Below are 12,665 nucleotides of genomic sequence, written 5' to 3'. Positions count from 1 at the left end.
GAAAAGCGGCCCCGAGACTGCGCCCGGAACCGCCGACTTTCAAGATCGAAAAGCGTTAAAGCGCAACAAGTTCAGAGGCGGATGCGCGTCCGTCGCGGCCTTCACGAAGTTCGTAGCCGATCTTCATGTTGTCTGCGAGGCCGGTCATGCCAGCGCGTTCGACCGCAGAAATGTGCACGAACACATCCTTGCCGCCGTCGTCAGGTGCAATAAAGCCGTAGCCTTTGGTGGTGTTGAACCATTTCACGGTGCCAGTGGGCATATCCCCGTATCTCCTTATCGTTTCATCCGCCGCAACGTGCGACGGGCCGGTGCAGCCAGGTCTTCCAAGTCTTCCTGCTGCCCCATAAAAAGGAGCGGTCGTTCGAAAGTCAGCAGTCACGCTTTCGAGTGTGCAACACATCCGTATAAAGGCAAGCGACAAAATCGTAACACGTGGCCAAGGGCCGAAATTTGGGCAAAATGCCACCAAAACCGCCAATGAGGAGAGCGAAATGATACTGATTTACGGGATCAAGACCTGTGACACCTGCCGAAAAGCGGGCAAATCTCTGGGGGTTGAGCTGACGGATATTCGCGCAGAACCTCTGTCCAAAGAGCAGCTTGAGCGATTCTATGCCCAGTTTGGCGAGGCTTTGGTCAACACCCGCTCGACCACATGGCGCGGCCTGTCCGAAGACGAACGCACCCGCGCGCCGCTCGATCTTTTGGCGGATCACCCGACGCTGATGAAACGTCCGGTGATCGAGAAAGACGGCCAGCTTTATCTCGGTTGGGGCAAGGATGTGCAGGCCGCGCTTCTTTAATCTGTCTTCAGTAGCACCTATCTGACAGCGACAAGAGAAGGAGAGCGGAGATGCGCAACGCGGCGCTGGTGCTTGGAATTTTGGGCGGCGTGCTCGCCATGGTCGTGGGGTTTTTCAGCTTTGGCTACACCGAGGCGATTGATCGCTGGGGCGAGGTCGAGGGGCTGTTCGAACAGGTGGCGAATGTCGATCTGATCCGGGCGGCGAGTTTTCTGGCCCCGATCCTTGCCATCGCCGGCGGCGCCATGGCCCACGCCCGCGCCCTTTGGGGCGGGGTGTTGATGTGGGCCGCGGCGGGGCTGATCTATGTCGGCTTTGGCTTCAACGTCTTTACCATGTTCCCCGTGGGCTTTTGCGTCTTGGGTGGTTTACTGGCGTTGGCTGCGGGCAAACCGGACGAGGCAAAGGCGCATTTCTAACTGGGTTTCAGGCGGTTGAACAGCAGCCGGTCCAATGCGGCCCAACCGCCCCCCAGCCCGACAAGCGTGAGCAAGACCATCCCCCAAAGCGCGCGTTGGTCAAAGATCAGCGCATCGGAATGCCGGTCGAACAGCGCGCCAATGGTCGCCATGTCGAGACCATGCCCGATCACATCGGTGAGGCTTTGCACAAGGACAAAGCCGATCATGCCAAGGGCTGCCAGCCGGGTCGCGAGGCCCAGAACGATCAGCAGCGGCAAGAGGAATTCGGCATAGGTTCCCGCCATGATCACCAGCCACTCAAAAGCGCCGAAACCCGAGATGTCATAGCCTGCGGCCTCCATTTTGCGTGGAAAAATCTGCGCATAGGCGTTGAAGGATGGGGTTAGAGGCCCCTCCAATTTGGTCAGCGCCGAGGCCCAGAAATAGCGCAAGAGCACGGCGGCAAAGGTGAAACGTGCCAGCAGGGGCAGGGCGTTTATGGCGCTCGCGTTGATCCGGTCTAACTTGGTTGCGAACATATCGTTAAACATCGTGCTCCCCCTCCAGAATGTCGATGATGGCGCCGCCTTTCAAAAGCGTGCCGAGAAATTGCGAAAGATCGAGGTCCGAGGGCGCCAGCTCAGCGGCATTCGCGAGCGCCATACCGTCCCGCAATGCATCAAGCACCGCGATTGTGCCGGGCGGAAAGGCGGTGGCGATCGGGTCATAGGCCGGACGCGTGATCAGTACATCTTCCGCTCCGCCGGACGGTCTGTCGCCGTCCAAGGCAAAGCGGCGCAATTTGGTGACGGGATAGGCGCTTGCGAACCAGATGACGGTCGGCGCGAGCACGACGTGACGGGTGAACAACAAGGGATCGGAGAACTCTGCGGCAGGGACGGGACGCGTGTCGGCGGCATGATAACTTTGGCGCAGCGCATATTCGAGACGTGCCACATCGGCGAGATAGGGCAGGCGAGATGCCGGGGCGAAATCGTCTATAAATTCTGCGAAATCAGCACCATAAAGCGGCAGGATCGGTGTTTTCGGCGGATGTGTACGGACATATTCGCCGGTCATGGCATCGAAAAACGCGTCGCCAACGAGGGATTTCACCGCCGGATAAGAGGCGGCGATGGCCTCTTTCAACCCAACGATGATGTTGTTGCGATAGACGTCGAAGCGCCTCTGTGCGGGGGCGCCCGACGGGGTGATAAGGCCCGCTGGGATCGGGGCCTCGGGGGCAAGCGCGGCTTGGAGGAACTCCTGTTGTTTCATGCCAGCACCTGTTCGAGACGGAGCGCCGCGCGGGCGGCCTCAGAGGCCAGAACCTCCCACTCGGGCACATCCGTGTCCCATTCAATGAGCGTCGGTTTCGGCCCGGCTGTGGCCAGCGCATAGGTGTAAAGATGCCAGACCGGATCGGCGACCTCGCGGCCGTGGTTGTCAATCAAAAGAGGCGTGCCGTCTTCGTCCTGATCCTCATCGTGACCGCCAAGGTGGATTTCCCCCACGGCCTCATGCGGGAAAGCGTCGATATAGTCATAGGCGTCGATCCGCAGGTTGTTGGCGGAGACGAAAACATTGTTCACATCAAGCAAAAGCCCGCAGCCGGTGCGTTTTACCACGGCCCGAAGGAATTCGACCTCGCCATAGGTGCTTTCCGCGAAGGCGAGATAGGAGGAGGGGTTTTCCAAGAGCATCTGTCGTCCGAGAGTGCTTTGCACTTCGTCGATATGATCGCAGACGCGGGCGAGGGTTTTGGCGGTGTAGGGCAGGGGCAGAAGGTCGTTGAAATAACCGCTATGTGGCCCGGTGTCATGCGTCGACCAGGCGAGATGTTCGGAGAAAGAGGTGGGGCTGATCTCGTCGATGAGATGTTTCAGCCGGGCGAGGTGATCCGGGTCAAGTCGCCCCTCGCCGCCAATGGAAAGCCCCACACCATGCACGGAAATCGGAAACCGATCCGAGAGCGCGCGCAGCTGTGCCATCGGGCGACCGCCCGCGGCGCCTTTTTCGCCCATGTAGTTTTCTGCATGGATTTCGAGCCATTTCACCGGGTGTTTCCCCTCGGAAATGTTCGAAAAGTGCTTGGATTTATATCCCACGCCGACGCCCATCGGCAGTTGTTTTGTCTGGTCCAACATCGAAGCCTCCTGCAGATTTTCGAAAATTGACCCGGCGCATGTGGTCCGTCACGCGCCGGGCCAAACCGCTTAGCTGTCCATCGGCAGGTCGCGGTCGAGCGCTTCGAGCGAGCCCATGCGTTCGGTGCCGTCCATCATGGCCGGAAGCTCGATGTCGGCGCAGGTGCCAGCGGGCACCAGCGTCCAGGCATTGCCCTGGTAGTCGACTTTCGAGGTGCCGGCACAGGTGGTGCCCGGACCCGCCGCGCAGCCGTTTTCACCGGCCAGCGCCACGCCGAAGCATTTTTCCTGTTCTTCCGCAGAAGCGGCGCCTGCGATGGAGAGGGCTGCGGTCATGGCGCCAAGCAGCGCGAGGGTTTTCGATTGAGTGCTCATTGGGTGTGTCTCCCGTTAGGTTCATGCGTTTCCGCCGTCAGTGGCGGTGAGCACAGATTGGCCGAGCGAGGCGGTCACAGGCCATTCACGGGGACGTCACCTGACGCGTGTGTCAGGGGCTGAAACAAACGGGTTTGTGATTTGATCCGGTGGCGAAACTGGTCCGTGACGCCCGCATTCAAACTCTGGAATTTCTCCGAAATGTCTATTTTGAGCGTGTACTCAAGTATTTATCGGCCAGAATCCGCCGATTTGCACCTGTAACAATTCTCACGCAAAAAGCCATGTCGCGTGTGCCGCAATGCAAAAGGCCCCCGAAACGGGGGCCTTTTCGTTTCAGATATGTCTGAATTATTTCAAGTCGGGCGCGAGTGCGGCGTCTTTCAGCTCAGCCACGATGTCCGCAAGTGACATCATCGCGGTCTGTTTTTCGCCCAAACGGCGCACGGAGACCGTTTTGTCTTCGACCTCGCGGGCACCGACCGCCAGAATCACCGGCACTTTGGCGAGGCTGTGTTCGCGGACCTTATAGTTGATCTTCTCGTTGCGCGTGTCGGCTTCGGCGCGGACACCGGCGGCTTTGAGGGCGGCCACGACCTCGGCGGCGTAGTCATCCGCCTCGGAGACGATGGTGGTCACAACGACCTGACGCGGCGCGAGCCAGAAGGGCAATTTGCCCGCGTGCTCTTCGATCAGAATGCCGATGAAGCGCTCGAAAGAGCCCACAACGGCGCGGTGCAACATGATCGGACGGTGTTTCGCCCCGTCCTGACCGATGTAGCTGGCGTCCAGACGCTCCGGCAGGTTCGGGTCGACTTGCAGCGTGCCACATTGCCATTCGCGGCCGATGGCATCGGTCAACACGAACTCAAGCTTCGGGCCATAAAATGCCCCTTCGCCTTCCTGAATCTCATAGTCGTAACCGGCCGCCTTACAGGCGTTGCCGAGAGATTCTTCGGAGTGATCCCAGCTTTCTTCGGACCCGATGCGTTTTTCGGGACGGGTGGAGAGCTTGATCGACCAGTCGTTGAACCCGAGATCGGCGTAGATTTTCGCGAGGAACTCGATGAACTTCTTGGTTTCCGCTTCGATGTGCTTCTCTTCGCAGAAGATATGCGCGTCGTCTTGCGTAAACCCACGCACCCGCATGATGCCGTGCAGCGCGCCTGAGGGTTCATAGCGGTTGCACGAGCCAAATTCGGCCATGCGCAGCGGCAGGTCGCGGTAGCTTTTGAGGCCTTGATTGAACACCTGCACGTGACAGGGGCAGTTCATCGGTTTCAGGGCGTTGACGGTCTTTTCGCGCGCATGTTCCTCGTCCACTTCGACGATGAACATGTTTTCCTGATAGTTGTCCCAATGGCCCGAGGCTTCCCAGAGCTTGCGGTTCACCACCTGCGGCGTGTTCACCTCGACATAGCCATCGCGGTCTTGTTGGCGGCGCATGTAGTCCTGCAGCGTGGTGTAAATCTTCCAGCCGTTCGGATGCCAGAAAATCTGCCCCGGCGCCTCTTCCTGCATGTGAAAGAGGTCCATCTCTTTGCCCAGCTTGCGGTGATCGCGCTTGGCGGCCTCTTCCATCATCAATTCCCAGGCCTTCAGATCCTTGCGGTTCTTGAAGGCCACACCATAGATGCGCTGCAACATCGGGCGCGAGCTGTCGCCCAGCCAATAGGCCCCCGCCACATGGGTCAGTTTGAACGCATCTGCGGGCACTTGGCCGGTGTGCTGAAGGTGCGGACCCCGGCAGAGATCCTGCCAGTCGCCATGCCAATACATCCGCAAATCCTCGCCTTCGGGAATGCGGTTTACCAGCTCGATTTTGAACGGCTCGCCCTTGGCATTGTAATAGTCAATCGCCTCATCGCGGCCCCACACTTCGGTCTTCACCGGCTCGCGGGCGTTGATGATGTCCTTCATCTTCGCCTCGATCGCGCCGAGGTCTTCGGGCGTAAACGGCTCTGCGCGGTCGAAGTCATAGAACCAGCCGTTGTCACGCACCGGGCCGATGGTCACTTTGACATCGGGCCAAAGCTCCTGCACCGCGCGCGCCATGATATGCGCAAGGTCATGCCGGATCAGTTCGAGCGCAGGTTCATCGTCCTGCATGGTGTGGATGGCGATTTGCGCGTCCGCGTTGATCGGCCACTGGAGGTCCCAGTGCTGACCGTTGACGGACGCGGAGATCGCTTTCTTCGCAAGGCTGTTCGAAATGCTTGCGGCCACATCGGCAGGGGTCACGCCAGCGTTAAACTCGCGCGAATTGCCATCGGGGAATGTGAGAGAAATCGGTGCCATGTTCGGCTCTCCTCGTCGGTTTGGCGCCTACCAAGCGCCCGGTTGCGGGTATATCAGTGCGCCGTTTCTTGCGCGCAGGAGGCGTATTGTCAATTGCAAAGGGGCTGTGCCCTCAGATTGCTATTCAAACGAGCTTGAATGCCGTCTCGTCATCGGGGAAGCTCGGGCAAAATGAGGAGGGCGCGTGGGATGCGGCATTACGATGAAATCCTGGCGATTGCGGCAGAGCGCAAAGGCGGTGTCGAGGCGGTTCTGAGCCATGTGCACAGACCGAAAACGCCCGAAGAGCTTCAGACCATTCCCGAGGATCGCTGGCTGTCGGAAATGACGCGGCATATTTTCCAGACCGGGCTGTCTTGGGGCACGGTCGATAAGAAATGGCCGGGGATCGAGGAGGCGTTTCACGGTTTTGACGTGGCCCGCATCGCGCATATGTCCGAAGACTGGTTCGATGATCTGCTCAAAGACACACGGATTATTCGTTCGGGCGCCAAGGTGCGCGCCATCCAAGAGAACGCCGAATTTATCCTGCGCGCAAATACGGAGCGCGGCGGTTTTGCCCATGTGATCGCCACATGGCCTGCGGAAACCTATATGGATTTGCTCGATTGGTTGAAGACAGACGGCGCGCGTCTGGGCGGCAATACGGGCGCCTATATGTTGCGGATGATGGGGCGGGATGGCTTCATGTTGACCCATGATGTCGTGGCGCGGCTGATCGCTGAGGGCGTGATCGACAAGGCGCCGTCATCAAAAGCGGCGCGGCGTGCGGTGCAGGAGGCGTTCAACACATGGCGTGCGCAATCCGGCGAGACGTTCAACACGATCTCAAGCGTTCTGGCGCAAAGCATTGACGCCTGAGGGGCGCATGAGGGTACAGGACAGGGCGGGGGTTGGCATTGCGGCCTCGGGCCTTATGTTAGGCGAAATCTTTGCAGGAGCCCAACATGACCGATTATCTCGACACCCCCTCCGGCCGCCGCATTGCCTACAATCGCCTCGAAGGCGAGGGCACGGGCGTCGTGTTTCTGGGCGGGTTCATGTCGGATATGGCGGGCACCAAAGCCGTGGCGCTTGAACAATGGGCGGCGGCGCAGGGCCGGCCTTTTTTGCGTTTCGATTACTCGGGTCATGGCGAAAGCGCCGGCGCGTTCCGTGACGGCTGCATCGGCGATTGGGCGGAGGATGCGCAAGCGGTGATAGAAGCACTCACCGAAGGCCCGCAAGTGCTCGTCGGCTCCTCCATGGGCGGCTGGATTTCGCTGTTGATGTGCCAAGGTATCCCCGCGCGTGTCGGCGGCCTTGTGACCATTGCTGCTGCCCCTGACTTTACCGAAGACGGGTTCTGGGCTGGGTTCGATGAGACACAGCGTCAGGCACTTATGGACGAAGGCGTCGTCATGGTGCCATCCGACTATGCCGAGCCCTATCCGATCACCCGGCGCCTCATCGAGGACGGTCGCGACCAATTGATCCTGCGCAGCCCGCTGGCGCTGCCCTTACCGGTGCGCTTTTTGCAAGGCACGGCAGACACTTCGGTATCGGTCGAGACCGCGATGCAGCTCTTCGATCATGCGGTGGGCGAGGACATTCGCCTCACGCTGGTCAAAGGCGCGGATCATTCTTTCTCCACCGTCGAGTGTCTCAAAGTGATCGAAGCCGCGATCTTTGATGTGCTGGCCCGGATTTGAACGGATATGTGATCTCACCAGCGCTTGACCCTCTGTCCCGCGGCATGTGAGAAAAATGCAAGTTTTCCTGTGGATTGATCTATGACCGAGAGCCTCGTTCTGCTGCCCGGATTTCTGGCCGATGGCCGTGTGTTCGCCGATCAGATCATCGATCTGAGCCGGCACCATGCGGTGATGGTCGCGCCTTTGCTGGGCGAGAGCCTCACCGAGATGGCCGATGCAGTGTTGGCCGTGGCACCGCCGAAATTCGCGGTGGCGGGGCATGATCTGGGCGCCTCTGTCGCGACCGAAATTCTGCGCCGCGCGCCGGGCCGGGTGAGCCGTATTGCGCTGATCTCCGGCTCTGCCCAGGCCGAGCCACCAAATGCCGCCGCCGCCCGCGAGCCTCGGATGATCAAGGCCAAGACGGGCCGTTTTGGCGAAGTGCTGTGGGAAGAACTGCCCACGACCGCGCTGTTCGAGACCCCCCATCGCAACGCCATTCGTGATCATTGGCTCGAGATGGCGATGGAGGCGGGGCTTGAGAGCTATTTGCGCCAATCGCGCATTATGCAACGTCGCCCGGACCACCAAAACGTCCTGCGCCGTGCGCGCATTCCGGCGCTGGTGATCGGCGGCGCCGCTGACACGATCTGTCCGCCTCGGCGTCAGGATTTCATCGCCCAGCTCATGCCGCGCGCGGAGCTTGTGCTGATCGAGAAGGCCGGGCATCTGCCGATGCTGGAAGCTCCGCAGAGCGTGTCGCGCGCGCTCAAAACCTGGCTGGAGGCCGAGGCGCCCTTCGTGCTGCGCTGATTTCCTTTGCTGGAGAAATACTCAAAGAAACGGCGCCACTTGGGCGCCGTCTTTTTATCCTGCTTTCGCTTCGGTATCCTTGCCCGCCACAACCCGTGGGCCTGAGTTGGCGTCAATGAAATCGAGCACCAGCGGCCGGATGTTGTTGCGCCAGCTTTTGCCTGCGAAAATCCCGTAATGCCCGGCGCCCGGTTCGAGATGCGCGGCCTTCTTGCTGTCGGGGAGACCAGTGCAGAGATCCAAGGCGGCAACACATTGGCCCGGCGCGGAGATGTCGTCATTCTCGCCTTCGACGGTTTTCACGGCCACGTCGGTGATCTTGCCGATGTCGACTTTTTTGCCAGCGACGGTGAATTCGTTCTTCGCGATCTCGAGGCCTTTGAAAATGCGTTCGACGGTCGAGAGGTAGAATTCGCCGGTCATATCCATAACGGCGAGATATTCGTCGTAGAATTTGTTGTGGCGGTCATGTTCGCCCGCCTCGCCCTTGGCAACGCGCGAGATCTGGTCTGCGAAGGCCTGAGAGTGGTTTTCCATGTTCATCGCGATGAAAGAGCTGAGCTGCAAGAGGCCCGGATAGACCTTGCGGCCCACGCCTTTGTATTTGTAGCCGACACGCTGGATCATCGAATTTTCGAGCTGGCCCATGGTGACGCGGTTGCCGAAATCCGTGACTTCGGTCGGCGTCGCGTCCGGGTCGATCGGGCCGCCGATCAGCGTCAGGGAGCGCGGCTGGGCCTTCGGGTCTTCTTCCGCGAGATAGGCGGTGGCGGCAAGCGTCAGAGGCGCCGGTTGGCAGACGGCGATCACATGGGTGTTCGGGCCCAGATGTTTCATGAAGTCGACGAGGTAGAGGGTGTAATCCTCGACATCGAATTTGCCCTCGGAGACAGGAATGTCACGGGCGTTGTGCCAGTCGGTGATATAAACCTCGCAATCAGGCAAAAGCGAAATGACGGTCGAGCGCAAAAGCGTGGCGTAGTGACCCGACATCGGCGCGACCAAAAGCACGCGGCGTTTCATCTCCTCACGGCCCTGCACGTTGAAGTGGATCAGATCGCCAAAGGCGCGGGCCACCTCGACATTGATGTCGACCAGATGATCGCGCCCGTCCTCGCCGACCACCGAGCCGATGCCCCAGTCGGGTTTGGTGACCATGCGCGAAAACGCGCGCTCCGTCACCTGACCCCAGGCCGCGAGCCATTGAATGCCGGGATTGGGCATCATCGCCACCGCCGGATAAGAGCCAAAGGCCTGAGCCGTGGCGCCCAGCCATTGGTTGGTGTTGCGGATCGTTTCCATCAGATCGTAGGTAGCCATGTAGCGCATGTGGGCCTCCTGTGTGTGATACAGGCCTGACCTCTGGGTGTGCGCGTCGCAATCTGCGGCTTCGTCTTCCCACAGGACAAGTCTGTCGCTATCGTAACTCATATAGTCTTACAGTATTTTAAGATGCTGCAAGTGCAAAAAATTGGGGAGGTTGCGCAATGGCTCGGGATGGAGAGGTCAAAACGCAGGAAAAACAACAGGATTTGGACAAGCTCAACGAGAATATTGTCAAAATCGAAGAGCTTTCCGCGCGACTTGTTGCTGCGTTGGCACAGAAAAAGCCGATTCCTCCCGCGCTTCAGGGGCCCAGTCAGGAGCTTTTTCTCAAGGCCGCTAGCGCCTATATGGCCGAAATGATGAACAACCCGGCCCGGGTGATCGAGCATCAGGTGAGCCATTGGGGCAAGACGCTCAAGCATTACGTCGACGCGCAGCAGAGGCTCAGCCATGGCGATCTGACGCCGCCGTCCGACGAGACGCCGAAAGATCGCCGGTTTCAGAACCCGCTGTGGCAGAGCAACCCCTATTTCAACTTTCTCAAACAGCAATACATGATGAACGCCGAGGCGATGGAAAACGCCGTCACCGATCTCGAGGGGTTGGACGCGCGGGATCGCAGGCGGGTGGATTATTTTACCCGGCAGATCATCGATATGATGTCGCCGACGAATTTCCTCGCGACCAACCCGGACGCTTTGCAGCACGCGCTGGAGACCGATGGCGAGAGCCTTGTGAAGGGCTTGGAGAATCTCGTGCGCGATCTGGAAGATCACCATGGCGAGATGATCGTGAACCTCGCCGACAAGGACGCTTTCGAGGTCGGCCGGAACATCGGCACCTCGAAAGGGTCGGTGGTGTTTCGCAACCGGATGTTCGAGCTGATCCAATATGCGCCGCTGACCGAAGAGGTGCATAAGACGCCGCTTTTGATCTTTCCGCCCTGGATCAACAAATTCTACATTCTCGATCTGCGCGAACAGAATTCGCTGATCAAATGGATCACGGAACAGGGCTACACGGTTTTCATCGTCTCCTGGATCAACCCGAATGAGGGCTATGCCGATGTGGGCATGGATGACTATGTCGAGGAGGGGTTCCTGACCGCCATCGAACAGGTCAAAAAGATCACGGCTGAGCCAAAGATCAACGTGATCGGCTATTGCATCGCGGGAACGACCCTGTCGATCACGCTGGGCCTGATGAAAGAGCGTGGTGACACCTCGGTGAAATCCGCGACCTTCTTTACGACGCTCACGGATTTCTCCGATCAGGGCGAGGTGGGCGTGTTCCTTGATGACGATTTCGTCGATGGGATCGAGGCAGAGGCCAAGCGCACCGGTCTGATGAAGTCGCTCTATATGAACCGGACGTTTTCCTATCTGCGCTCCAACGACCTGATCTATCAGCCCGCCATTCGCAGCTATATGATGGGCGAAGCGCCGCCCGCCTTTGATCTGTTGTATTGGAACGGTGACGCGACCAATCTTCCGGGCAAGATGGCGGTGCAATATCTGCGCGGCCTGTGTCAGCGCGATGAATTGGCCACGACGGGTTTTCCGATTTGCGGCACGAGGGTGCAGCTGTCGGACGTCACCGTGCCGCTTTGCGCCATCGGTTGCGAGACGGATCACATCGCGGCTTGGGACAGTTCTTATAACGGCATTCGCCAAATGGGGTCGAAGAATAAGACCTTCATTCTGTCCGAGAGCGGCCATATCGCCGGGATCGTCAATCCGCCGTCGAAAAAGAAATACGGTCATTACACCAACACGGACCTGAGCCTGCCGCCGCAAGAGTGGAAGGCTGGGGCGCAGTTCCATCAAGGCTCTTGGTGGCCACGGTGGGAGAAATGGCTGCATGCGCGGTCGGGCAAGATGATCCCTGCGCGCATTCCCGGCGATTCGGGGGCGGAGATCCTTGGTCCTGCGCCCGGGAATTACGTCAAATCCCAAGCGACGCCCTGACGTCTCTGGGCTTGCGTGATAGCAAGTGCCTGAAATCTCGATATTTCCTGTATTTTGCTGCAGTGCGGCATAAATCACTTGATTTTCTGCGCTGCGGCATGCATATTGTTTGTGCAAACGCAAGCTGAACAGACGTTCAGAGGCGCAGACCAAAGCGAAAACCCGTGCCAACCGGTAAGGGCCGATTTCGCAAAATGCCAGAAGGACTACGTGATATGGCCAAGACCGACGATTTTTCGAAGATGATGAAAGACATGATGGGCTCTTTCCCGATTGACATGTCTGCGATGCAGGAGAGCTTCAAAACCCAAGCCTCCCTTGCAGAGAAAATGTCCAAAGTGGCGATCGAAGCCGCCGAGAAATCCACTGAGATTTCCTCGAAGTGGACCAAGGAAACCCTGACCAAAGTCTCCGAAATCACCACCGTGAAAGAAGAGCCGACCGATTACACCAAGGCGATGACCGATTTCGCCTCCTCGCAAGCCGAAATGGCCGCCGAGAACATGGCCGCCTTTGCCGAAGTCGCCAAGAAAGTTCAGATGGAAACCGTCGAACTGATGCTGGCCGCTGGCAAAGACATGGGCGAAGACATGACCGCCGCTGCCAAAAAAGCGACGGATGAAATGACCAAAGCCGCGAAAAAAGCGACGGCGAAGTAAGCGTTAGACGTCAGTACGAGTAACCTCTCCGCATTTTTTCCTCCTCCCTGAAAATGTGGATCGCGAAACGGGCCTCTCTCCTCGGGGGCCCGTTTTTTTGTGGTTCGCAGGGCATATGCACGTCCTGGTTGCGTTAACATTTCTGGCCGGATTTCTTTTGCTTTTGCAGCATTGCTCGCTTAGGCTCGCTTCATTGCCAA

Annotated in this window: 14 protein-coding genes; 7 read left to right on the top strand and 7 right to left on the bottom strand. The window is 58.8% G+C overall.

What is annotated here, in order from left to right; all coding sequences use genetic code 11:
• Window positions 1-55: 55 nt before the first annotated feature.
• Window positions 56-262 (bottom strand): cold-shock protein, encoded by a 207-nt coding sequence (locus ACN0X0_RS12915; protein ID WP_167601962.1) that lies wholly within the window; start codon window positions 260-262, stop codon window positions 56-58.
• Window positions 263-497: 235 nt separating this feature from the next.
• Between ACN0X0_RS12915 and ACN0X0_RS12910 the strand changes: the two genes are divergently transcribed.
• A complete protein-coding gene (locus ACN0X0_RS12910) occupies window positions 498-806 on the top strand; it encodes an arsenate reductase family protein (protein ID WP_417279522.1) in 309 nt (102 codons plus the stop codon).
• Between the two features lie 50 nt (window positions 807-856).
• Complete coding sequence (locus ACN0X0_RS12905) at window positions 857-1,225, top strand: hypothetical protein (RefSeq protein WP_417279482.1); 369 nt, start codon at window positions 857-859, stop codon at window positions 1,223-1,225.
• Here the strand turns inward: ACN0X0_RS12905 and ACN0X0_RS12900 are convergent.
• The 5 genes from ACN0X0_RS12900 to thrS all read right to left on the bottom strand — a co-directional run bounded on the left by ACN0X0_RS12900 (window position 1,222) and on the right by thrS (window position 6,027).
• Window positions 1,222-1,758 (bottom strand): DoxX family membrane protein, encoded by a 537-nt coding sequence (locus tag ACN0X0_RS12900; protein WP_417279481.1) that lies wholly within the window; start codon window positions 1,756-1,758, stop codon window positions 1,222-1,224. The genes ACN0X0_RS12905 and ACN0X0_RS12900 overlap by 4 nt on opposite strands.
• The gene (locus tag ACN0X0_RS12895) at window positions 1,751-2,485 is read right to left on the bottom strand and encodes a putative DNA-binding domain-containing protein (protein WP_417279480.1); all 735 of its coding nucleotides are present in this window, start codon (window positions 2,483-2,485) and stop codon (window positions 1,751-1,753) included. Before ACN0X0_RS12895 ends, ACN0X0_RS12900 begins: the two co-directional genes overlap by 8 nt.
• Window positions 2,482-3,354 (bottom strand): DUF692 domain-containing protein, encoded by an 873-nt coding sequence (locus ACN0X0_RS12890; protein WP_417279479.1) that lies wholly within the window; start codon window positions 3,352-3,354, stop codon window positions 2,482-2,484. Before ACN0X0_RS12890 ends, ACN0X0_RS12895 begins: the two co-directional genes overlap by 4 nt.
• Window positions 3,355-3,423: 69 nt before the next feature.
• The gene (locus ACN0X0_RS12885; protein ID WP_417279478.1) at window positions 3,424-3,729 is read right to left on the bottom strand and encodes a DUF2282 domain-containing protein; all 306 of its coding nucleotides are present in this window, start codon (window positions 3,727-3,729) and stop codon (window positions 3,424-3,426) included.
• Window positions 3,730-4,080: 351 nt separating this feature from the next.
• The gene (gene thrS / locus ACN0X0_RS12880; protein WP_417279477.1) at window positions 4,081-6,027 is read right to left on the bottom strand and encodes a threonine--tRNA ligase; all 1,947 of its coding nucleotides are present in this window, start codon (window positions 6,025-6,027) and stop codon (window positions 4,081-4,083) included.
• 189 nt (window positions 6,028-6,216) lie between these two features.
• Between thrS and ACN0X0_RS12875 the strand changes: the two genes are divergently transcribed.
• The 3 genes from ACN0X0_RS12875 to ACN0X0_RS12865 all read left to right on the top strand — a co-directional run bounded on the left by ACN0X0_RS12875 (window position 6,217) and on the right by ACN0X0_RS12865 (window position 8,513).
• Entirely contained in the window at window positions 6,217-6,888 is a 672-nt protein-coding gene (locus ACN0X0_RS12875; RefSeq protein ID WP_417279476.1) for a DNA-3-methyladenine glycosylase I, read from the top strand.
• An 86-nt stretch (window positions 6,889-6,974) separates the two neighbouring features.
• Entirely contained in the window at window positions 6,975-7,718 is a 744-nt protein-coding gene (locus ACN0X0_RS12870; protein WP_417279475.1) for an alpha/beta hydrolase, read from the top strand.
• Window positions 7,719-7,799: 81 nt separating this feature from the next.
• Window positions 7,800-8,513 carry an alpha/beta fold hydrolase gene (locus tag ACN0X0_RS12865; protein ID WP_417279474.1) on the top strand — a complete coding sequence of 238 codons (714 nt, stop codon included), beginning with the start codon at window positions 7,800-7,802 and terminating at the stop codon, window positions 8,511-8,513.
• Window positions 8,514-8,567: 54 nt separating this feature from the next.
• Here ACN0X0_RS12865 and phaZ read toward each other — a convergent pair whose 3' ends face one another.
• Window positions 8,568-9,842, bottom strand: coding sequence for a polyhydroxyalkanoate depolymerase (phaZ, locus tag ACN0X0_RS12860; protein WP_417279473.1), 1,275 nt, complete (start codon window positions 9,840-9,842; stop codon window positions 8,568-8,570).
• A 158-nt stretch (window positions 9,843-10,000) separates the two neighbouring features.
• Between phaZ and ACN0X0_RS12855 the strand changes: the two genes are divergently transcribed.
• On the top strand, window positions 10,001-11,806 hold the full coding sequence (locus ACN0X0_RS12855; protein WP_417279472.1) for a PHA/PHB synthase family protein: 1,806 nt from the start codon (window positions 10,001-10,003) through the stop codon (window positions 11,804-11,806).
• 215 nt (window positions 11,807-12,021) lie between these two features.
• Window positions 12,022-12,465, top strand: coding sequence for a phasin family protein (locus ACN0X0_RS12850; RefSeq protein ID WP_321362695.1), 444 nt, complete (start codon window positions 12,022-12,024; stop codon window positions 12,463-12,465).
• Window positions 12,466-12,665 lie beyond the last annotated feature (200 nt).

The organism is Celeribacter sp. (assembly GCF_048270365.1).
Classification (GTDB): Bacteria; Pseudomonadota; Alphaproteobacteria; order Rhodobacterales; family Rhodobacteraceae; genus Celeribacter.
This window is presented reverse-complemented; position numbering and strand designations above follow the sequence as displayed.

What these genes read in the sequence shown, in the direction of transcription:
- ACN0X0_RS12915 (WP_167601962.1), bottom strand. Translation starts at nt 262, where the DNA reads ATGCCCACTGGCACCGTGAAATGGTTCAACACCACCAAAGGCTACGGC.
- ACN0X0_RS12905 (WP_417279482.1), top strand. Translation starts at nt 857, where the DNA reads ATGCGCAACGCGGCGCTGGTGCTTGGAATTTTGGGCGGCGTGCTCGCC.
- ACN0X0_RS12900 (WP_417279481.1), bottom strand. Translation starts at nt 1,758, where the DNA reads ATGTTTAACGATATGTTCGCAACCAAGTTAGACCGGATCAACGCGAGC.
- ACN0X0_RS12895 (WP_417279480.1), bottom strand. Translation starts at nt 2,485, where the DNA reads ATGAAACAACAGGAGTTCCTCCAAGCCGCGCTTGCCCCCGAGGCCCCG.
- ACN0X0_RS12890 (WP_417279479.1), bottom strand. Translation starts at nt 3,354, where the DNA reads ATGTTGGACCAGACAAAACAACTGCCGATGGGCGTCGGCGTGGGATAT.
- ACN0X0_RS12885 (WP_417279478.1), bottom strand. Translation starts at nt 3,729, where the DNA reads ATGAGCACTCAATCGAAAACCCTCGCGCTGCTTGGCGCCATGACCGCA.
- thrS (WP_417279477.1), bottom strand. Translation starts at nt 6,027, where the DNA reads ATGGCACCGATTTCTCTCACATTCCCCGATGGCAATTCGCGCGAGTTT.
- ACN0X0_RS12875 (WP_417279476.1), top strand. Translation starts at nt 6,217, where the DNA reads ATGCGGCATTACGATGAAATCCTGGCGATTGCGGCAGAGCGCAAAGGC.
- ACN0X0_RS12870 (WP_417279475.1), top strand. Translation starts at nt 6,975, where the DNA reads ATGACCGATTATCTCGACACCCCCTCCGGCCGCCGCATTGCCTACAAT.
- ACN0X0_RS12865 (WP_417279474.1), top strand. Translation starts at nt 7,800, where the DNA reads ATGACCGAGAGCCTCGTTCTGCTGCCCGGATTTCTGGCCGATGGCCGT.
- phaZ (WP_417279473.1), bottom strand. Translation starts at nt 9,842, where the DNA reads ATGCGCTACATGGCTACCTACGATCTGATGGAAACGATCCGCAACACC.
- ACN0X0_RS12855 (WP_417279472.1), top strand. Translation starts at nt 10,001, where the DNA reads ATGGCTCGGGATGGAGAGGTCAAAACGCAGGAAAAACAACAGGATTTG.
- ACN0X0_RS12850 (WP_321362695.1), top strand. Translation starts at nt 12,022, where the DNA reads ATGGCCAAGACCGACGATTTTTCGAAGATGATGAAAGACATGATGGGC.